Annotated in this window: 23 protein-coding genes; 7 read left to right on the top strand and 16 right to left on the bottom strand. The window is 65.0% G+C overall.

Features of this window, described 5'->3' with window-relative positions; genetic code table 11:
• Position 1: 1 nt before the first annotated feature.
• Positions 2-655: an outer membrane protein gene (locus LB523_RS18330; protein WP_095767043.1), complete on the top strand. Its 654-nt coding sequence runs from the start codon at positions 2-4 to the stop codon at positions 653-655.
• Between the two features lie 142 nt (positions 656-797).
• On the opposite strand, the gene LB523_RS18325 is transcribed toward LB523_RS18330, so the two are convergent.
• The 5 genes from LB523_RS18325 to LB523_RS18305 all read right to left on the bottom strand — a co-directional run bounded on the left by LB523_RS18325 (position 798) and on the right by LB523_RS18305 (position 4,114).
• Positions 798-1,211, bottom strand: a complete 414-nt coding sequence (locus LB523_RS18325; RefSeq protein ID WP_095767042.1) for a GFA family protein — start codon at positions 1,209-1,211, stop codon at positions 798-800.
• A gap of 86 nt (positions 1,212-1,297) precedes the next feature.
• Positions 1,298-1,669: a TfoX/Sxy family protein gene (locus tag LB523_RS18320; RefSeq protein WP_224524943.1), complete on the bottom strand. Its 372-nt coding sequence runs from the start codon at positions 1,667-1,669 to the stop codon at positions 1,298-1,300.
• Between the two features lie 256 nt (positions 1,670-1,925).
• A complete protein-coding gene (locus LB523_RS18315) occupies positions 1,926-2,522 on the bottom strand; it encodes a glutathione S-transferase (protein WP_095767040.1) in 597 nt (198 codons plus the stop codon).
• Between the two features lie 272 nt (positions 2,523-2,794).
• The gene (locus LB523_RS18310) at positions 2,795-3,172 is read right to left on the bottom strand and encodes a hypothetical protein (RefSeq protein WP_181174787.1); all 378 of its coding nucleotides are present in this window, start codon (positions 3,170-3,172) and stop codon (positions 2,795-2,797) included.
• 411 nt (positions 3,173-3,583) lie between these two features.
• The gene (locus tag LB523_RS18305; RefSeq protein ID WP_224605673.1) at positions 3,584-4,114 is read right to left on the bottom strand and encodes a DinB family protein; all 531 of its coding nucleotides are present in this window, start codon (positions 4,112-4,114) and stop codon (positions 3,584-3,586) included.
• Positions 4,115-4,218: 104 nt separating this feature from the next.
• Here LB523_RS18305 and LB523_RS18300 point away from each other — a divergent pair, with 104 nt between their 5' ends.
• Positions 4,219-4,809, top strand: coding sequence for a TetR/AcrR family transcriptional regulator (locus LB523_RS18300; RefSeq protein ID WP_224605757.1), 591 nt, complete (start codon positions 4,219-4,221; stop codon positions 4,807-4,809).
• A gap of 281 nt (positions 4,810-5,090) precedes the next feature.
• Here LB523_RS18300 and LB523_RS18295 read toward each other — a convergent pair whose 3' ends face one another.
• The 3 genes from LB523_RS18295 to LB523_RS18285 all read right to left on the bottom strand — a co-directional run bounded on the left by LB523_RS18295 (position 5,091) and on the right by LB523_RS18285 (position 6,529).
• On the bottom strand, positions 5,091-5,543 hold the full coding sequence (locus LB523_RS18295; RefSeq protein ID WP_095767037.1) for a hypothetical protein: 453 nt from the start codon (positions 5,541-5,543) through the stop codon (positions 5,091-5,093).
• Positions 5,544-5,707: 164 nt separating this feature from the next.
• Entirely contained in the window at positions 5,708-6,070 is a 363-nt protein-coding gene (locus tag LB523_RS18290) for a DoxX family protein (RefSeq protein WP_140842307.1), read from the bottom strand.
• Positions 6,071-6,106: 36 nt separating this feature from the next.
• The gene (locus LB523_RS18285) at positions 6,107-6,529 is read right to left on the bottom strand and encodes a VOC family protein (protein ID WP_140842309.1); all 423 of its coding nucleotides are present in this window, start codon (positions 6,527-6,529) and stop codon (positions 6,107-6,109) included.
• Between the two features lie 182 nt (positions 6,530-6,711).
• Here LB523_RS18285 and LB523_RS18280 point away from each other — a divergent pair, with 182 nt between their 5' ends.
• The gene (locus LB523_RS18280; protein ID WP_224605670.1) at positions 6,712-7,467 is read left to right on the top strand and encodes an AraC family transcriptional regulator; all 756 of its coding nucleotides are present in this window, start codon (positions 6,712-6,714) and stop codon (positions 7,465-7,467) included.
• A 14-nt stretch (positions 7,468-7,481) separates the two neighbouring features.
• Here LB523_RS18280 and LB523_RS18275 read toward each other — a convergent pair whose 3' ends face one another.
• Genes LB523_RS18275 through LB523_RS18265 form a run of 3 tightly spaced genes read right to left on the bottom strand, consistent with a single transcriptional unit; the run spans position 7,482 to position 9,667 of the window.
• On the bottom strand, positions 7,482-8,330 hold the full coding sequence (locus tag LB523_RS18275; RefSeq protein ID WP_224605667.1) for a 23S rRNA (adenine(2030)-N(6))-methyltransferase RlmJ: 849 nt from the start codon (positions 8,328-8,330) through the stop codon (positions 7,482-7,484).
• A gap of 58 nt (positions 8,331-8,388) precedes the next feature.
• On the bottom strand, positions 8,389-9,015 hold the full coding sequence (locus LB523_RS18270) for a hypothetical protein (RefSeq protein ID WP_095767034.1): 627 nt from the start codon (positions 9,013-9,015) through the stop codon (positions 8,389-8,391).
• Between the two features lie 31 nt (positions 9,016-9,046).
• Positions 9,047-9,667, bottom strand: coding sequence for a TetR/AcrR family transcriptional regulator (locus LB523_RS18265; RefSeq protein WP_224605650.1), 621 nt, complete (start codon positions 9,665-9,667; stop codon positions 9,047-9,049).
• 132 nt (positions 9,668-9,799) lie between these two features.
• On the opposite strand from LB523_RS18265, the gene LB523_RS18260 reads away from it, so the two are divergent.
• The 4 genes from LB523_RS18260 (at position 9,800) to LB523_RS18245 (ending at position 13,862) form a co-directional block, all read left to right on the top strand.
• The gene (locus LB523_RS18260; RefSeq protein WP_224524957.1) at positions 9,800-10,273 is read left to right on the top strand and encodes a carboxymuconolactone decarboxylase family protein; all 474 of its coding nucleotides are present in this window, start codon (positions 9,800-9,802) and stop codon (positions 10,271-10,273) included.
• Between the two features lie 339 nt (positions 10,274-10,612).
• A complete protein-coding gene (locus tag LB523_RS18255; RefSeq protein WP_224605635.1) occupies positions 10,613-11,530 on the top strand; it encodes a lysylphosphatidylglycerol synthase domain-containing protein in 918 nt (305 codons plus the stop codon).
• 5 nt (positions 11,531-11,535) lie between these two features.
• Entirely contained in the window at positions 11,536-12,612 is a 1,077-nt protein-coding gene (locus tag LB523_RS18250) for a glycosyltransferase family 2 protein (RefSeq protein ID WP_224605632.1), read from the top strand.
• Positions 12,613-12,704: 92 nt separating this feature from the next.
• Positions 12,705-13,862: a hypothetical protein gene (locus LB523_RS18245; protein WP_224605629.1), complete on the top strand. Its 1,158-nt coding sequence runs from the start codon at positions 12,705-12,707 to the stop codon at positions 13,860-13,862.
• Positions 13,863-14,082: 220 nt separating this feature from the next.
• Here LB523_RS18245 and LB523_RS18240 read toward each other — a convergent pair whose 3' ends face one another.
• From LB523_RS18240 to LB523_RS18220, 5 genes are read right to left on the bottom strand one after another with little or no spacing between them, the layout of a single operon-like run.
• Complete coding sequence (locus LB523_RS18240; protein WP_224605626.1) at positions 14,083-15,078, bottom strand: Rieske 2Fe-2S domain-containing protein; 996 nt, start codon at positions 15,076-15,078, stop codon at positions 14,083-14,085.
• Positions 15,075-16,220 (bottom strand): GNAT family N-acetyltransferase, encoded by a 1,146-nt coding sequence (locus LB523_RS18235; RefSeq protein WP_224605622.1) that lies wholly within the window; start codon positions 16,218-16,220, stop codon positions 15,075-15,077. The genes LB523_RS18240 and LB523_RS18235 overlap by 4 nt, the downstream gene beginning before the upstream one ends.
• The gene (locus LB523_RS18230; RefSeq protein ID WP_224605618.1) at positions 16,217-17,473 is read right to left on the bottom strand and encodes a F390 synthetase-related protein; all 1,257 of its coding nucleotides are present in this window, start codon (positions 17,471-17,473) and stop codon (positions 16,217-16,219) included. The genes LB523_RS18235 and LB523_RS18230 overlap by 4 nt, the downstream gene beginning before the upstream one ends.
• Entirely contained in the window at positions 17,470-18,294 is an 825-nt protein-coding gene (locus LB523_RS18225; RefSeq protein ID WP_224605615.1) for an MBL fold metallo-hydrolase, read from the bottom strand. Before LB523_RS18225 ends, LB523_RS18230 begins: the two co-directional genes overlap by 4 nt.
• Positions 18,291-19,274: an NAD-dependent epimerase/dehydratase family protein gene (locus tag LB523_RS18220; RefSeq protein ID WP_224605612.1), complete on the bottom strand. Its 984-nt coding sequence runs from the start codon at positions 19,272-19,274 to the stop codon at positions 18,291-18,293. Before LB523_RS18220 ends, LB523_RS18225 begins: the two co-directional genes overlap by 4 nt.

The following is a 19,274-nucleotide window of genomic DNA, read 5'->3' as shown; positions in this document are numbered from 1 at the left end:
AATGAAGACCAATCTCAAATTCGCGCCGCTTGCCGCTGCGCTCGGGCTGTTCGCCTTTGCTGGCACCGCCTTTGCGGCCGACGTCGTTTCCGAAGAGCCGCCGGCTCCCGCCCCGGTTGCCGAGCTTCCGGTCGCTTCCTGGGCTGGCCCCTATGCCGGTATCAGCCTCGGCTACGGCTTCAGCGGCCATGCCGATGCTCGTGACGCCGGCGTCAATGTGAAGACCAAGGGCTTCATCGGCGGCGTGTTCGGCGGCTACAACTGGCAGCAGGATAACTTCGTCTACGGCGCTGAAGCCGATCTCGGCTACAACGGCGTCAAGGGCGACAGCGCTGGCATCAACGCCAAGGGCGGCCTCGAAGGCTCGCTGCGCGCTCGCCTCGGCTATGCCGTGACCCCGGAAATCCTGCTTTATGGCACCGGCGGTCTCGCCGCCAAGAACCAGAAGATCACGGATAGCGTCACCGCCACTGACGAGAGCAAGGCAATGCTCGGCTGGACGGCCGGTGTCGGCACCGACATCAAGATCACGGACAACGTGTTCGGCCGCGTCGAGTACCGCTACACCGACTACGGCGACAAGGACTTCGGCGCCCTCGGCAACGTCAAGTCGAAGGACAACCGCGTCACCTTCGGCGTCGGTATGAAGTTCTAAGTCGTAGAAGCCACGACACGAAAAAGCCGGGCCTTGAGCCCGGCTTTTTTTGTGTTTGTAATCCTGTCCTTCTGCCCTTGCCGGTTTCGAGAACCTTGTACGAGCAGGCAACAAACTGCACGCGAGCCGTATCGCCCTGACTTCAGGGAGTCGGCGTCGACGGCGCCTGCTGGAAATCCTCATGGACTGGAATCGACTGCAGCCGGTCGAGCCATTTTGCTCTTGAGCGCATCATGACTTGCGCATCCGCACGGTACTCGCCCGGGTCGTCCAGCGTGGCGGCGTGGACATGGATCTCGGCAGGCCATCGGTCGGAGCGGAAGTAGAGCCTCGCGCCGCAGGACGGGCAGAAACCGCGAAAAGTATTCGGGCTGCTTTCATAGTGCCTGATGTCGCCACTCCAGCTCAGCTTGTCCGGCCTCATTCCCAGAAAGGCCGTGAAGGGGGCGGATGTCGCCCGCTGACAATCGGTACAGTGACAGACCAGGTTGCGCGTGATCTCGCCTGAATAGGTCCAGGCCACAGCACCGCACATGCAATGCCCATTGAGTGCCATTGCTTCCTCCCCTGGCCGTTCGTTCCTCGAGGCCAGCTCAACAACACTGACCCATCGCGGTCCGCAAGGCCGATGCGACGAGCGGCTTACGCGCGTTTCTTTGCGACCTTGGCGGGTTTCGGCGGCAAAGTTTCGACGAATGCCAGCGCAAGGCCGAGCCAGCCACGGAGATCCGCCTCCGTGGCTGTGCCTTCCGGCGCGACATGGACATACCCTTCCATCGAGCGCCCGCCCATTTCCATCGGGCTTGCATGGGGCCGTGCGACTGCGGCCGCATGCGCGGCCTTGCCGACACGCACTAGCAAGCCGCGCTTCGACGTGCCAATCAGCATGTTGCCGTCGATCATGAAGCAGGTGCCGCCGAACATTTTCTGCTCGGTGAAGGCGCGCCGGTCGAGCGCCGCACGCAGACGCTCGACCATAGGGTCGGGCGCGAGGCTGGTTGAGGGCTTTGCCATGTCACCACTCCGACTTGGGCGGTGTCAGGCAAGCATGGAAACGGACGGGGTTCAAGGCGGTCTTCCCCTTCTCCCCTTGTGGGAGAAGGTGGCCGAGCGAAGCTCGGACGGATGAGGGGTGCTCCAGCTTGACGCATTCATCAGCGATGGACGGCACCGGGTTCGCCAGAGTCCCACTCCGTCCAACACCCCTCATCCGTCTCGGCGCTGCGCGCCGATCCACCTTCTCCCACAAGGGGAGAAGGAGGCGCCGCCGTCACCCCGGCACGCTGCCCTTCAGCTCCGGAAACTTCTCATCAAACCTCGCGGCCCAGCGCACGAGCCGGCTGCGGCCCTTCTCCCATTGGCCGGGAAAGCGCAGCGCCAGATAGCCGAGGCAGGCGCGCAGCGCCATATGGCCGGCGGTGATCTTCTTCGGCAGCTTCGGCGGGTTGGCGTTGATGAGGTCGAGCGCGGCGGTGACCTTCGCCCACTGGCGATCGAGCCAGGGCTGGTAGACCATCGTTTCCGGACGCGTGCGTCGTTCATAGACCATCGACAGCGCGCAGTCGCAGATGCCGTCGGCCAGCGCCTCGAGAACTTCCGCTTCGAGCCGCTTGTCGGGATTGCGAGGGAACAGCGCATTCTTCGACAGCCGGTTGAGATGTTGCGTGATGGCGCGGCTGTCATGGACCGACCGGCCGTCCTCCAGCACCAGCACCGGGATCTTGCCGAGCGGATTGGCCGAGATCAGCTCGGCCGGCTTGTCCTCCGTCTTGACCGGCACGAGATCGATGGCGATCCCGGCATGGAGGGCCGCCATGCGGACCTTCGAACTATAAGGAGACGTGGGCGCGTAAAGCAGCTTCGGCATGATCGGCTTTCCAGTTTGTCTGCGGCACTGTTGACCGAATGGGTCTCCAGGGCAACGGCCCAGCAAGGCCGATCCAGCTTGGCCAATACATTTTTGACGCCCGGGCGCGGCAACAAAAAAAGCTCCCGGAAGTTTGCCTGGCAGCAAAATTACCGAGAGCTTTAGGAGGAGCGTGCGCTCCGACTCCGCTCGCCGTGACACCGAATTGGCGAGAGGGGTGCCTGAGTGGCACCCGCCCTCACCTGTTGCGGTTCGCGAGCGAAGCTACGCGATTACTTCTTGGCGGCCGGCTTCTTGGCCGGAGCTGCCTTCTTCACGGCTGCCGGTGCCTTGGCGGCGGCGGCCTTCATCGGAGCCTTGGCGGCGGGCTTGGCCGCGGCCTTCGCTGCCGGCTTCTTGGCGGCGGGCTTGGCCGCCGGCTTTGCCGCTGCTTTGACGGCGGGCTTGGCCGCAGCCTTCGCTGCCGGCTTCTTGGCGGCGGGCTTAGCCGCAGCCTTCGCTGCCGGCTTCGCTGCTGCCTTGGCCGGGGCCTTGGCGGCTGCCTTCGGTGCGGCTGCCTTCTTCACTGCTGCAGGTTTCGCGGCAGCCTTAGCTGCCGGCTTCTTTGCCGGCGCTTTCGCCGCCGGCGCTTTGGTTGTCGTCTTTGCCATGCGATGCCCCTTGCGTTTTGCCAATGGTCGTGAGTGACCCGGCGTGTCTATGCATATCTGACTCGCGACTGTCTAGCCAGCGAAGCAACACAATGATTTTCAGTTATTGAATTTTAGTTACACGAAACGCTTTAAGATGCATCTCATGGAAAAATTGTGAGCGAATCTATCACTTTCGACGTGACGGCCTGGCGCACAGATTTTCGCGCGGCTTCTATCGCCTGATCCTCCATCGACCAGCGTCATAACCTTGCATCACAATGTGAGCAGAGTGCTCATAATAGACAAGAGGCCGTTGAACGTCGACTTCATCTTGTCCAGCAGAAACATCTACAGACGAACCGGCCAGATGCGACGACCAAAGCTTAGGCGCTTAAAAGTGAGCATAAAGCTCATATTCACGCGCCGCATTCAAACGCCCGCCGGGTGGCGTCCGCGCCACAGGCGGCGCGCCGGCTCGGCCTGGTGCAGATGGACGGCGTAGGTGTCCCAGGGCGGCGAGAGCGCGATGGCGGCCAGCATGCGGCCGATTTCGCCGCGATGGTAGCTGCCGTGCAATACGATATGGATCAGCATCTCCTGCCTCGTCATGCAGCCCCTGTCGCCGTCAGTGAAGGTGAAAGCGACAGGATCGGCAAGCCTTTGCTCCGAAACGGCTTCGAGATAGTCGAGATACCAGCCGTCGATCTCGGCCAAGGCGGCGCGCAACGCGCGCGGCTCGGGCGTGTCCGGCGTATTGTCGCTCGCATAGCCATGGGCGACGCCCTTCAGATGCGCGGCAAAAATCCGCGCCACGACATGGATATGGTTCATCAGGCGGATCGCGGCGTGGCGTTCCCCGGCGTCGCGAGACGGATCCATCCCGGCAAGCTTCTCCACCAGCTCGTCGTTCGCCCGGGCCTGGTAGGCGAGCATGCCCTTCAGCAAGGTCTTGGCACTCATCTTTGCCGCCCCATTTGCGTTGGTGAATTGAATGTGAGTATCCTGTCTATATTCTCGGGAGACGGGCCAGCATGTCTACTCGCGTTGCAAAGCCGGCCGCACGCATGCGCAAGCAGCCGCGCCAGGCGCGTTCGATCGCTACCGTCGAGGCGATCATCGAAGCCGGTGCTCACGTTTTGAGCGAGCTCGGCTGGGCAGGCTTTTCCACCAACAAGGTGGCAGAGGCCGCGGGCGTCAGCATCGGCTCGCTCTATCAATATTTCCCCGACAAGCTCGCCCTGGTCGAAGCGATCCGGCGCCGCCACTTCGATCATGTGCTGTCGGTGATTCGCGAAGCGGCGGCCGACGAGAAGCCGCTCAGGCAATTCGCGCGCGAGCTGGTGCGCGGCATGATCGGCGCGCACTCGATCCATCCGACGCTGCACCAGGTGCTGCTGGACGAGGCGCCCGGCGACCGCGGCTCGCGCGCCGCCCATGCCTCGTTCCAGGCGCGCTATCTCGAACATTATGCGGCGGCCGTCGCGCAGTATCGCAAGCGCCGCAAGGATACCGAGACGATGGCGCGCGTGCTCTCATCGGCTGTCGAAGGCGTGATCCACAACGCGGCACGGCGCAACATGCTCGACGCGCCGGAATTGCAGAAGCAACTGGTCGAGCTGATCGAGGCTTACGTATCGGGCCGCAAGGCAGCCTGAGTGAGCGGCAGCGGAGCTGGCTGTGAGCGGGAGCTGCTTGCATGGCTGCCGGCGGCGACCTCTGAAAACCAGAAGCCAACTTCCGACAGGTCGGCAGGACAGCGCCCCATCTCCCCACAAGGGGGGAAATCAGATGGCGCGCCGGCTTTCGCCAATCACCAAGGCTGCAGAATGCAGCTGGACGCCGAAGCCGCTAATCTCCCCTCTTGTGGGGGAGAGGCCGGCAGGCCAGAGGGGGCGCCGTAGAGCGCCGACCTCAATGTCTACCAGCCCGCAAAATATTATCGCAGCACGCGGCAGCGACCGTTATACACCAGCCAGCGATCGAAGCCGGAGACGCAGAATTCGACATTGTCGCCGATCGAGGCAAAGCCCTGGCCTTCCTCGATCAGGTAGAAGATCGAACGGTCGCGGCCGTCCGTCAGGTTGACGGTGGCGCGGCAATAGTGGCGGCCGATCGGCCATTCATCGCTCGCCGGCTCATAACGATGCTGGCGGATGTTGCGGAAATCAGTGATCGCGACGTCCGGCAGATGCGGCACGTGATGCACCTGATAAGAGAAGCGGTCGGTGATCTTGTTCAGCACCCAGGCCTCGCCGCAGACGCTGCCGTCATCCTCGGTGTAGATGGATAGGTCGGCGGCATGCGCTGCCTGGCTGAAGCCCAGCGATGTGGCCAACGGGGTGCATAGCGAAATCAGCGCGGCAAGGGCGGAATGGGCGAAGCGAGTCATGACAGCCTCTCAAGGTCGGTTCCGCGCACTGTGCGGGAGCACTTGGCGGCGGTCAAGCGGTTGCGAAAACAATGGTTTCCGTAAAACTTCGTTCCAGACTTCACCGGCTAATTGGGTTGCATGGAGATTCAGGTCAGCCGGCCTGACCTGAAACCCCATCCAACCTAAACTGTGCCGGCAAGCAGCAGCCCGCCGATGACGGCAATGTTGATCAGGAATGCGTTGCGCAGGACCTGCCTCGCGGGCTCCTCCACGGCCCAGAAGCGTAGCAGCATGACGTTCGTCGCCAGCGTGAAGGTGGCGAGCGCACCGGCGGCAAAGGGCCGAGTTATGCCAACGGCAAGCAGGAAACCGGCAGCGACCTCGACCGTCGAACCGACGGCCAGCATCAAGGCCGGAGCCGGAAATTTCTGCGCGGCCAGATAGTCGCGCATCGCGCCGAATTTCAGGAAATGCTCGATGCCGGCGAAGACGAACACGCCGCCGATGAGGAGAGCGCCAAGCGCTTGAACGGATTGAACGGGCATGATGGCCTCCTCTCTCGACGACGCGCTTCGCTTTGCTCAATCCAGCGGAATGAAGGCCGGGTTGTAGACGACCTCCCACAGATGATCGTCGGGATCCTGGAAATAGCCGGCATAGCCGCCCCAGAAAGTCTTTTGCGCCGGCTTGACCACGCGTGCGCCGGCCTTGACGGCCTCGGCCATCACGGCATCGACCTCGGCCTCGCTGCCGACATTGTGGCCGATGGTGAGCTCGGTGGGGCTGCGGCCGCTCTGCGGCACCGTCGCGTCATGGGCGATGCTGGACCGTTCGAAGATGGCGAACTTCAAGCCGCCGGCGAGTTCGAAGAAAGCGACGGCGCCATGCTCGAATTCCCGGCCGATGATGCCTTCCGTCGGCAGGCCGAGGCCGTCGCGATAGAATTTGAGCGACACTTCCAGATCGTCGACGCCGAGCGTCAATACGGTGATGCGAGCTTTCATTTCTCTCACTCCTTTCTATATTCGTGACCACAGCCGCGTTCGGATGCGGTCTGATGCGAGCGCGTGAAGCGCGGTGAAGTTGCGTCCGTTTTGCCATGGATGCCGTGGCCGGCATTGAATATTTCGGCCAAAATGACCGTCGCACCGATCCGGCAACCTTGCTGGAGCAGATCGGAGAGAGAATGGAACCGGTCCTGGCGCAGACCACCGGCTTCTTTCGCGAGCGGCCCGTCGCTGGCGGCTTGGCAGATGCCTTCTGCGCGGTCTGGGTCCACCGCATGGACGACCGCGCCGTTCCGCCCATCGTCATCACGCCGGATGCGACGATCGACCTGCAATGGATCGACGGCCGCTTCCGCGTGGCCGGCCCCGACAAGGAGCCGCAGATCGAGCGGCCTGCCGCGGGCGCGGTGATCGTCGGCTTCCGCTTCCGGCCCGGCGCCGCCGCCGGTTGGCTGGGCGTGCCGGCCAGCGAAATCGTCGGCGGGCGGCTCGATCTCCAGAAATTATGGGGTACGCGTGCCCGCGAACTGTCGGATCGCATCAAGGCTGCGAGCGATCTGCCGGCCATGCTGCGGCAGTTGGAAGAGACGGTCGGCATACGCACCGAAGGCCGCGATGCGCTCGACCCGCAGATGGGACGGGCCTTCGACGTCATTCACAAAGGTTTGCCGCCGGAAACGCCGCTGGTTCCCTTCCTGCAGCGCCAGCTCCATATGAGCGAACGGACGCTGCGACGCCGCTTCGAGGACGCCTTCGGTTATGGCCCCAAGACGCTCGACCGCATCCTGCGCTTCCATCGGTACCGGCGCTTGCAACGACAGCAAGGCGACGCCTCGACCGCGCTGCTCGCCATCGAGGCCGGCTATGCCGACCAGGCGCATCTGATCCGCGAAAGCCGGCGGCTGACCGGTGTTACGCCCACGGCGCTGGTTTAGGCGATCCGGTCGCCTTACTCGCCCGCCAGCCACTCGAGCGACCAGCGCGACGGTTGTCGGAGGGCGAGCGCTTTGTGCAGCACCGGCAGCATCAACCGCAATTCGCTCTCCAGGGTGTAGGGCGGATTGACCACCACCAGCCCGCTGCCGTCGAGGCTGGGCTCGTTCGAGGCGGGCCGGATCTCGAAGGCGATGTCGAGCAGCTTCGGAATGCCGGTCTCCGTCAACGCCGTGCGGAAAGCGGTGACCGCCTTGCGGTCCTTGATCGGGTACCAGAGCGCGTAGATGCCGCCCGGCCAGCGCCGATGCGCCTTCTGCAGGCCTTCGACGAGCCTGGAGAACTCGCCCTCCTCCTCGAAGGGCGGATCGATGAGGACGAGGCCGCGCTTTTCCTTCGGCGGCAGTTGCGCGCCGAGCGCCAGCCAGCCGTCGAGCTCGATGACCCTTGTCTGGAAATCGCCGGCGAAGACCGATTTCAGCCGCGCGGCATCCTCGGGATGCAGCTCGATCGCCGTCAGCCGGTCCTGGTTGCGCAGGAGATGGCGCACGATCAGCGGCGAGCCGGGATAATACTCGAGGCCGCCGTCGGGATTTCGCGCGCGTACCGCTTCCAGATAGGGCTGAAGCAGCGCCGCCGCTTTCGGCTCGAGCGCGGATTCTACCAGCCGGCCGATGCCGGTCTGCCATTCGCCGGTCTTGCCGGCCTCGACCGAGGCAAGATTGTAGCGGCCGATGCCGGCATGGGTGTCGATGACGCGAAAAGCCTTGTCCTTCTGCTTGAGATATTCGACGAGGCGCGCGAGCACGGCATGCTTGACGACATCGGCGAAATTGCCGGCGTGGTAGGCGTGGCGATAGTTCATGCGCGCTTACCTTCAGAGAGCATGAGGCCGAGCGAGAACCGCTTCACACTTTTTGGCATCATGCTCGTGGCGAACCGTTGCGGCCCCAGCGCGGCGGTGGCGGCTGCGAATTGGGATTTTGCGGGCCGCCGCCGCGGCGCCCGAAGACCAGCGAAACCGCCAGTCCGGCAAGGCCGACGCCCATCAGCGTATAGCCGGCCGGCCGCGCGCGTTCGTCGATCGAGCCGGTGTCCGCGCGCAGGATGAGATCGACCGCGCGCATGGCGATGCCGTCGGCATCGCCGGGTCCGACGGTGAAGAGGTAAGGACCGGGCACGACCTTATCGATGACGCCGGCCTCGTCGCGAAAGATCTTGTCGGGCAGTTGCGGGCTGGCCTGGCGCGGATTGTCCGTGTGGTTGAAGGAGAGCGCCGAGGCCAGCACCGTGCGGCCGCCATGCGCTGCGGTCAGCGTCAGCACCGTTCGCTGCTGGCCCGCGACGCGCTCGGCCCGCGCGGTCAGGTCGACCAGCACCCTTACCGGAGCGTCGCCTGCGGCAAGTTGCACGGTGGCGGGCCGGAAGCGGCCGCCCTCATAGACGCGATACGTGCCGATGGGGTGGCCGGAAAAATTGCTCATCGCCCAGGGATAGAAGATGCCGATGGCGGCACCGGCGATGAGGAGAAGGACACACAGGAAGCGCATTCAGAGCCTTGGTTTCTGAGCGAGATCGCTGCTATTTTTTGGCGGGTTCGTTTCGCGCAGCTTCGCGGACCCGCTCCATCTCGTCCAGAAACATTTCCAGGCCAAGCTCGAAAGTCTTGTCGAAGCCGGCGGCGCCGAAATAGGCGCCGGCCTTCACGACGCTCGGATAGTCGCGCGCCAGCTCCTCGTCGCTGACGGTGGTGACCGCCGAAGGCCCCTTGGCATAGCCGGCCGTCTCGTCGAGGATCGCGCCCATCAGATAGTAGCCGGCGGCGCGGAACAGGCGGGCGCTGAGCTCGGGGCCGAAACCGCCATCCTCGAACAGGCCGATGATGGCGTTGAGCTTGGCAAGGCACGGCGGCGAGTTCATTCGGTAGACGACGATGAACGGCGCAAAGGCCGGGTGCTCGGTAGCGACGCGCCGGAATTCCTGCATGCCGATGCGGGCCCGCTCGCGCCAGGGCAGCCTATCGTCGGGGATTACAAGCCCGCTCATCTGGCGGTCAACCAGCGCCTCGTAGAGATGCGCCTGCGAGGGGAAGTGGTGATAGATGCTCATCGCTTCGCAGCCGAGCCTGGCGGCGAGCTTGCGCATCGAAAAGCCGGAAAGCCCTTCCCGCTCGATCACCTCGAAGGCGGCGTCCTCGATCATCTCGCGGGAGAGTTTTCCGCGGGGTCGCTTTTTTCTGCTCGGTGCATCCATGGCGCTTGACAACTTACACTGTAAGGTTCATCTTCCACACACCTTACATCGTAAGGCTAACAAAAACCAGAGGAGAATATCATGTCAGTCATTCGCATCATCTCAACCGCGCATTCCTGCCTTCGCTTCGCCTCGCTGATCGCCGCGGCGGGCGTGTCTGCCGCATTGCTCGCCTCCGCGCCGGCCCGCGCCGATGACTATGACGCGGCGCTGAAGGACATCCAGTCGACCATGGGCGGTGTGCCGAGCTTCATCAAACAGTTCCCCAAGGCCGGTCTGCCCGGCGCCTGGGCCGAGGTCAAGGCCATCGAGCTCAGCGACAAGACGGCGCTGACGCCGAAGGAGAAGTCGCTGATCTCGCTGGCGGTCGCGGCGCAGATCCCCTGCAGCTACTGCATCTGGTCGGACACCCAGAACGCCAAGCACGCCGGCGCCACCGACGAGGAGATTCAGGAGGCCGTGACCATGGCGGCGCTGACGCGCCATTGGAGCACCATCTTCAATGGCATGCAGGTCGATTTCGATCAATTCAAGAAAGAGATGGGCGGAGAGTAAGGCTTAATCGGCATATCGGGCGGACGCGATGTCCGCCCGCTTTTCGCCGCCCCAATCGCTGCTCCAACCAAGCTTGTGGATTCGCCGCCGCCGCTGCGCCAGAGCGTTTCACCGTTTCACGGACACGGCGAACCGCTCTATCTCTTTGTTTTGACGCAATTCCGGACGGAAAACCGCTCACACTTTTCCTGAAATTGCTCTATAGGAACAGCGCCTTGAAAAAGCCGGCACGGATCCGATATCGGACCGGCGCCGGCCGGGCCGACATTCGAGAGCGCCCCCTTTGCAGGCCCTCGAATGGCACTTCCGCCCCGACCGGGCGGCCCGTTGGAGACCTGTTTGAAGCGAGCGATATCGATAATCGTCACTCTGGCGCTGCTGGCATGGCTTGCCAGCGACCAGCGCTGGAAGATGGTCGGCGATGCCTTCGCCTCCATTACGCCAGGCGCCTTCGTGGCAGTCGCGGTGGCGCTGTTCGTCACCTATGTGCTCAGGGCGCTGCGTGTCTGCGACGAATTCCGCGGCGACGTGAACGGCCGCTTCGGCGCCGTGCTTCGGGTCATCCTGATCCACAATGCGATGATCAACATCGTGCCGTTCCGCGGCGGCGAGACGGCCTTCCCGATCCTGTTGCGCCAGGTGTTCGGCGTGCCGATCGTGCGCGCCAGCGCTTCGCTGTTGTGGTTCAGGCTGCAGGACGCCTTCGTCGTCGGCGTACTGGCATGCCTGGTTTGGCCGGGCCTGCACCCGGCGCTGCGGGCCGCCGGCATCGCGGCGCTGATCGCCGCCGCATGGTACCTGCCGCGCTGGGCGCGCGCGCCGCACAACTGGACGGCGGGCGGCAGGATCGTCTCGAAGCTCGGCAAATTGCGCGACATCTTCACCGAAGCGACGGGACGCTCGCGCTACGGCTGGTGGTGGACGATGGCCAACTGGGCGCTGAAGCTCGGCGTGCAGGGCTGGCTGCTCGCCATGCTGCTTGACACCTCGTTCCAGACCGCCTTTCCCGGCGCGGTCGGGGCCGAGGCGGCCGCCATCCTGCCGGTACAGGGTGTCGCCGGCTTCGGCACTTATGAAGCGGGCGCGGCCGCCGCACTGCTTTATTCCGGCATTGCCATGAAGGACGGCCTGCAGGCCGCGCTCGCGCTGCATCTCTTCATCCTGTGCTCGGCGGTCGCAACCGGTGCGATCGCCTGGCTGTTCCCCTCGAAATCGACGCTGCCGGAAACCCCGGCGGCGGGGCCGGCAAGGAAATGACCGCCATGAACGTGCTTCCCATTCCGGCTTCCGGATTGCCCGAGGGCGCCATCATGCCCGAGCACAAGCTCTCCATCGTCGTCCCAATGTACAACGAAGCCGACAATGTCGAGCCGCTGCTGGTCCGCATCCATCAGGCGATGGAAAATTACAGCCAGCCCTGGGAAGTGGTGCTGGTCGACGACGGCAGCACCGACGCCACGCCCGCCGAGATCCGCCGGCTGGCGGCCCAATACGGGCCGCATGTGCATGGCGTGGAACTGGTGCGCAACTACAAGCAGACCGCCGCCATGCAGGCCGGCCTCGACGCCGCGCGCGGCGACGTCATCGCGACGCTCGACGGCGATCTGCAGAACGACCCGTTCGACATTCCGCGCATGGTCTACCGCCTGCTGACCGAGGATCTCGACCTCGTCGCCGGCTGGCGCAAGGACCGCAAGGAAGGTTTCTGGATGCGCCGCCTGCCCTCGCGCATCGCCAACAGGCTGATCGCCCGCGTCACCGGGGTGCAGCTCAAGGACTATGGCTGCAGCCTGAAAGTGTTCCGCGGCAGCGTCATCCGCAGCGTGCGGCTCTATGGTGAGATGCATCGCTTCATCCCGGCCTGGCTCGCGACGGTGACGACGCCGCGCCGCATCGCCGAGGAGGTGGTGACGCATCACGCCCGCATCCACGGCCAGTCGAAATACGGCATCTCGCGTACCTTCCGCGTGGTGCTGGACCTCGTCTTCATGTTCTTCTTCCTGCGCTACCGCACGCGGCCCGGCCATTTCTTCGGCGGCATCGGCATCGTGTTCGGCGTGCTCGGCTCGCTGATCCTTGCCTATCTCCTCGCTATCAAGGTTTTCTGGGGGCAGGATATCGGCACAAGGCCGATGCTGATCACCGGCTTCTTCCTGGTGATCGCCGGGCTGCAGGCGGTGACGTCGGGCGTGCTCGCCGAGATGCTGTCGCGCGTCTATCTCGAGGCCAATGGCGCGCTCGCCTATGTGGCGCGGCCGCAGGCCGCGCATGGCGAGGGCGAAGGCTGGCACTGGCCGCGCAAGCCGGCGACCGAGAAGGCGAAGCCGCGTAAGAAATGATCTTGCCGCTCCGGCATCGATCGCTGCCCGCGTTGCCAATCACGCCGATTTCGCGCAACGATTTTTCGCGATGGGAACGACGCGAATGAGCGATGCCGGGGGCTGACGGATCCATCCTGATTACCGGGGCGCGGGCGCCGGTTGCGCTGCATCTCGCGCGCCTTCTCCATGGCGCGGGCCATAGGGTGATCCTGGCCGACACGCCGGCGCGGCCGATCGCGGCGGCGAGCAAAGCCTGCGCGCGTTATCATCGATTGCCGCCGCCGCGCTTCGAGCCGCGGGCCTATGCCGATGCGGTTGAGGAGCTGATCCGGGCCGAGGGCATCGGCCTCGTCGTCCCGACCTGCGAGGAGGTCTTTCACCTTGCGCTTGCCTGGCTAGGCAGGAGCATGCCGGCGCTTTTGTTCGCACCCGATATCGAGCTGCTGGCGGAGGTCCACAACAAGCACAGCTTCATCCGGCTCGCCGAACGGCTCGGGCTGGAGGTGCCGGAAACGACGCTGCTCAGCTCGCGTGGCGATATGGAGGTCGTGCGCAGCCGCTCTCGCGAGCTGGCGTTCAAGCCGGTCTGGTCGCGCTTTGCCAGCCATGTGCTGCTGCGTCCGCCGCCTGAAGCACTCGATGCGATCGCGCCCTCGGCCGCCATGCCCTGGGTGGCGCAGCGTTTTGTCGAGGGCGAGGAGATCAGCGCCTATGCGGTGGCGCGCCAGGGCAGGCTCAAGGCGCTCGCGCTCTACCGCTCGCTCTATCGTGCCGGAAAGGGAGCAGGCATCTTCTTCGAACGGGTCGAGGACGAGGCCGCGCGCGAGCTGGTCGAGCGGATCGTGGCCGGCACCACGTGGACCGGGCAGATTTCCTTCGACCTGATGCGCGAGCCGGGCGGCCGCGTGCTGCCGCTCGAATGCAATCCGCGCGCGGTGAGCGGCCTGCATTTCTTTCGCGACCCCGCGCGCTTCATGGATGCCGTGCTCGGCGACGGTCAGGAAGTCGCGCCCGACGTCACCGCCCCGCAAACGGTGCGGCTTGCGATGTGGATTTACGGATTGCCGGCGGCGCTGCGTTCGGGAGGGTTTGGCGGATTCCGAAAGGCGATGCGCGAGGGCAAGGAATTGCTCAATTGGACGGAAGATTCAGCGCCGGTTAAGGCGCAATGGCCGGCGCTGGCGGAGATTGCACGGGTGGCATTGCGCGAGCGGGTCAGCCTGCAGGCGGCTTCGACGCAGGATATCGAATGGAATGGGCCGGGCTAAGCATGCATATTGTAGAAGCTGGCGGGACAGCGCCCCCCTCTGTCCTGCCGGACATCTCCCCCACTTGGGGGGAGATCAGCAGCTCGGGCGCCTCGCTCCTTCTGCCACGCCGGCGATTGGCAAAGCCGGCGCGACGTCCAATCTCCCCCTCGTGGGGAGATGGCCGGCAGGCCAGAGGGGGGCGCGAAGGAACGCGACCTGCCGCCTTATCGGCAAACAATCACAGCTCAATCTCATGCACCCTTGCCTCACTTGCAGCCGCTGGCATCTTCCCATCCATGATCGCCGCGATGTCGCGGCGCAGGAAATCGAGCGGGCCGATCACCGGCAGGGCTTGGGGCTGTAGCCGGGCATTGTCGCTCGCCGATTTCAGCACCCGGCGATCTTGGTGCAGCGCGATGTTGAAAAGCGGCCTGAAGGCCAGCGCCTTCAGCTCGCCGAGCAGGCCTTGGCGCCGTCCGATCAGCCAGCCGACGCCCTCGACGGTGCGCTCGTCGGCCTGGCGCAGATGGAAGGTGGTGGCTAAGACCAGCCCGTCCCTGCCCCAATATTCGAGCTCGGCGATGCCGGGATGGCGGAAGCGGCCGATGGTTTTCGCACGCTCGCCTTCCATGAGCCGGCTGATCAGGCCCTGCTGACGGTCCTCGCCGGTATAGCAGGCCTCGACCCAGCCCTCGCCTCCGGTCACCTCGACCCGCACCAGATGGCGCTTCGAGGTCAGGCCGCGCAGCAGGCCTTTATGGGTGAAATGGGTATGGGTGGCATCGAGGATGTTTTCCGCCGCATCGATGACCGTCGACTGCGTCGATGAGCGCACCCGCCGCACGATGACATCCTTGCCCTGCATGCAGTGCAGGTAAGGCTTGCTCGTCGGCGAGCCGGAAGAAATGAAGACGACGCCGTCGCGCTCGATCGCGGCAAAGCGGCGGACCCGGTAATGCGGCATGGCGCCGACATGGCCGGGGATCGCGGTGCAGCGTCCCTCGCCGTCATAACGCCAGCCATGATAGGGGCATTCGATCTCCCCGCCGACGATCCTGCCGGTCGACAGCTCGACCAGCCGGTGCGGGCAACGATCGAAAAGTGCCGCAATGCCTTGCGCCGAGCGGAACAGCACCACGGGCGCGCCGTCGAACAGGATGCGCTTCGGCCGCTTGACGATGTCGGTCGACAACGCCACCGCCTGCCAATGGGCTTCCCCGCCGCGCTCGCTCACAGTTCGAACCTCCTGAGCAGGGGAATGCCGACCAGCGCCAGCACGGCCTCCATGATACGGATCGCCAAGCGCCGGCGAAGCGCAAGATGCCCGGCATAGACGGCGTTGTATTCGATCGCCGCGACCGCGCCGCGCCGGCGTTTGAAATCGGCGGCGCCCGCGCTCATGTTGAAGAACAGGCCGCGCGAAGTCGCATGGTCCTGCGCCACCGCCATCATCATGCGATAAAGCCCGTCGGCGACCGGCAGGCTGGTGTCATAGCCGACGATGGGCTGGGTCAGCGTGCCGCCGTTTTCGAACAGGCCGGTGACGGCGACCAGCTCGCCGCGCGGCCGGCGCAACCCCGCCAGGCTGATGATGCCGCGCCGGTGCATTTCGGCGATGTAGCGGGCGGTGTAGTGCGGATTGAGCGGCGTGTATTTGTCGAGATAGAGCATGGTGTAGAGCTGCTCGGCGCGCGCATAATCGGCCTCGGTGAAATCTTCATTGCCCACTCGCTCGAACGGCGTTGTGCGCAGGCAGGCGCGATCGCGTTTCATGTCGCGCGTCATTGCGGGCGCGGCGCTGCGATCGGCGAAGATGTAGATCTGGCGCGCCGCCAGCATGCGAAACCCCTCGGCCTTCAAGGCGGCAATGGTCGCCGGATCGGCAATATCGTTCAACGAGCGGATGACGATGGCGCGATCGGGGAAGCGCGCGGTCAGGGCCGCGCGCAGCGACGCGATCGCCGGCCGGTCGAGCAGCGGCACCGGATTGGTCGAATAGAGCCAATTGTTGACCTGCGCCTGACGGTCGAGGCCGCTTGCCCTGACCAGCGGCGCGCAGGCTCCAATCAGGGTACTCAGCGCGCGCCGCAACAGAGGATGGGCGGCGAAGTTGCGCGTCTCGTCCATAGCGTAGTCGATATAGGCGCTGGTCGGGCAGCAGATATAGCAATTGTGCGCCTTACTCCCGTCGTTCAACGTCAGCGGAAAAACTCGCGCGGCGATTTCGAGCGTCTCGACTTTCGTGTCCAGATTGGCGATGATATGGCGCACCGGCATCTCGTTGAAGAGCCTTACAAAAACCTCGACATTTGCCGGCTTGTTCTCGACCCGGTCGGCCTGCTGCACAAGCCTTTGCGCCATCGCCGCGCCGCTCATCGCGCGCGCTCCAGGCGGGCTTCGACGCGACGCAGCTTGCGGCCTGTCTCCAGCGGCAGCGGCGCGCGGACGAGCGTGACGGTGGCGACCGCCTTTCGCGCATCCAGCAACGCTTGCACCGCTTGATGCGCGGCCGCCGCCGCATCATCCGCGAACGTCGGCGGAAGGCTGAGCTCGACCCTGTCCGGCCCGGTCTGGACAAGACGAAAATCGTCGATGCGGCGATCGGCCTTGAGCACGGCGTTGCGCAGCACATCCGGCGTGACGAGCACCGGGCCGTCCGGCGACATGAGCCGGAACACATCATCCATGCGGCCGACGATCTCGTCGAGGCAGCGCAGCGGCGAACCACATCGGCAAGGTGCTTTGGACAAGCGCAGCAGGTCGTTCATCCTGTAGCGCGCCATGATCTGTGTCCGGCGGCGAAAGGTTGTCACTAACGGCGTCACCAGCCCCTCGCCCTCCGGCTCGAATTCGAAGAATACGGAGTCTTCGGCAAGATGCAGTCCGCCCTGCCGGCAGGTGACCGCGAACAAGCCTTCGGTCGCCATGTAGATCTGATCGAGCGGCAGCCGGAAGAAATCCTCTATAACCGGACGGTCAACCGGATCCAGCGTTTCAGCCGCCGAGAAGACACGCTTCGGACGCAGACGGAAACCCTCGCTTGCGAAATGCCGCAGGATTTTCGGCGGAGCGATAATCACCGTCGGATCGAAGGCTTCGAGCGCGGAGCGCCAGCTTTCCGGGCCCAAGGTCAGATCGAAGAAGGCGAGCTTTATCAGGCGCGATTTGCGGGCGCTGTCGTAAAGCCCGGTGTTCTGCGGCAGGATGACGGCGACGCGCATGCCGCGCCAGAGTAGATCGGGCGCCGCCTTGGCCAGGATCGCGCCCAGCCAGCGGTATTTTTCGGCCTCGGAAATCACGAACAGGCCGCGATTGCCCGATGTTCCGGTGCTGGCGCCGATGGTGAGCGATCCAGCGCGGCCCTCGCCCGCCACGGCCGCCCAGGCTTGCGCGGCGGTGAGATGGTGGATGTTGAATTCGTCGAAGCGCGCCATCAGCAGCGCCTTGTCGGTGACCGGCAGATCGATGAGGCGCGCCGGCGCCTTGCTGTAAAAGGGCGTGCGCGGCAGGTCGCGGTTCAGGAAGCTCCGCAAGGCGGCCGCCTGCCAGCGCTCAAAATCCGCGCGGCTCTTCCGCGAGACCCAGCGCGTCAAGGCGAAGGAGCCTGCCGCTTCCGCCAGCCCGTTCATGCGGCCTCCGGTGCGAGGTCGTAAAATGTCGGAGCGGGATCATGGCAGAGCATCACTTCGCCGCCTGAGGCGAGGAAGCGACGCAGCATGGCGCTGGTCGGCTCGATCGCCGCGGCATCCTCGGCGATCAACGTGGCCGGGAAACCCGGCGTGCGGCTCTCGGTCAACGCATTGAGCAGCCATTGCGCATCGACGGCGTAGAGCAGCGGCTGGGCCGGTCCGGTAAACAGCAGGCCGAACTGGCCGTCGGCATGTCCTGGAAGATCGACCGCGATCACGCTGCCGTCGCCGAAGAGATCGCCGCCGCCGGGGATGGCGCCCTGCGGCGTTACGCGGGGCTTCGCGGAGATGCCCTCCAGCCGCGCCTCGAAATCCGGAGGGAAGAGTTCGGCGAAGACGCCATGCCGCAGATTCCGCCCCGGGCCTCGCGCCTTGACCCGAGCCCAGGCCGCATCGCTGGCGATGAAGCGCGCGTTGCGGAACAGGGACAGGCCCGAAATGTGGTCAGCATGAAAGTGGGTGACGATGATTGTGCGGATGTCGTCAGGCGACAGATCGAAACGCCGCAGCACCGGCAGGACCTGCTCGTCTGCGTTGAGCTCGGGTTTCAGCAGCGCACCGTAGAGCCGAAGCGTGCGGCTACGCCGCTCACCGCTCAGCGCCTCAGATGTGTAGCCGGTGTCGATGAGCACAGGCCCGGCAGTTGGGTGAAAGAACAGCCCGTAGCGGACACGCAGCCTGACACTTTGCCAGCGGCCGCCGCGCAGGATCAATCGCTCGGCGGCGCTCACCCAGGCGCTGTTGGCGAAGACGATCCTCATGCCTGCGCCCCACCGGAAAAAGTGCGGTCAAGCCCTTGCTCGAACGAGATTTTCGGTGCCCAGCCAAGCATCCGCTTGGCCTTGGAAATATCGAGGCTTTGCGCATAAGCGAAGAGGCCGAGCCCATAGCGGGTGACCGGCGGCTCGGGGCGGCCAGGCAACCGGAGCGCCACTGCTTCCATCAGGCCCGCCGCCAGCATCGCCGGCATGAGCGGCGTCGGCCGCCAGCGCGCCTCGAGACCGGCGCGGGCGCAGGCCTCGTCGGCAATGCGGCGGACCGGCAGCACCTCGCCGCCGGAGATGTTGAAGATTTGGCACTCCGCCTCCCCGGGCGCGGTAAGTGCCGCCATCACCGCGTCGACGACATCGTCGACATGAGTGAGGTCGATGGCCGCCCGGCCATTGCGAAACAGCGGCAGCGGCCGGCTTTTGGCTGCCTTGATCAGGCGCGGCAGCAGCGCGTGGTCGCCTTTGCCGTAGATGCCGCGGGGCCGCAGCGCCAGCGGATGAATGGCGGGCTGGCCGAGCACGATCTTTTCGGCCTCGCGCTTGGTGCGGGCATAGTAATTGACGGGCTCCGGCAAGGCCACGTCCTCGCTGAGCCCAAGCTGGTCGCGGAAGGCAAAGCAGACGGACGGGGTGGAGATGTGGACGAAGCGGCTGACGCCTTGCCGCTGCGCGAAATCGACAAGGTTGCGCGTTGCCGTGACATTGGCCGCCTCGAAATCAGCGAGGCGTCCGAAAGGCGAAGAGAGCGCCGCGCAATGGATGATCCGTTCGACCCTGCCAAGCCTCGGATCGAGCGCGGCGTCGAGCGGCTGCGCGAGATCGTGGCGGACGATGCGATGGCCGGCGGCCTCCAGCGCGGCGCAGCACGTTTCATCGCGGCCGAGCCCGAGCGCCAGCGTACCGGACGCAGCCAGCCGCTCGAGCACATGCGAGCCCAAGAAACCGCTGGCCCCGGTGACGAGCACGGCCAT

Source organism: Mesorhizobium sp. ESP-6-4, from assembly GCF_020164735.1.
Classification (GTDB): domain Bacteria; phylum Pseudomonadota; class Alphaproteobacteria; order Rhizobiales; family Rhizobiaceae; genus Mesorhizobium.
This window is presented reverse-complemented; position numbering and strand designations above follow the sequence as displayed.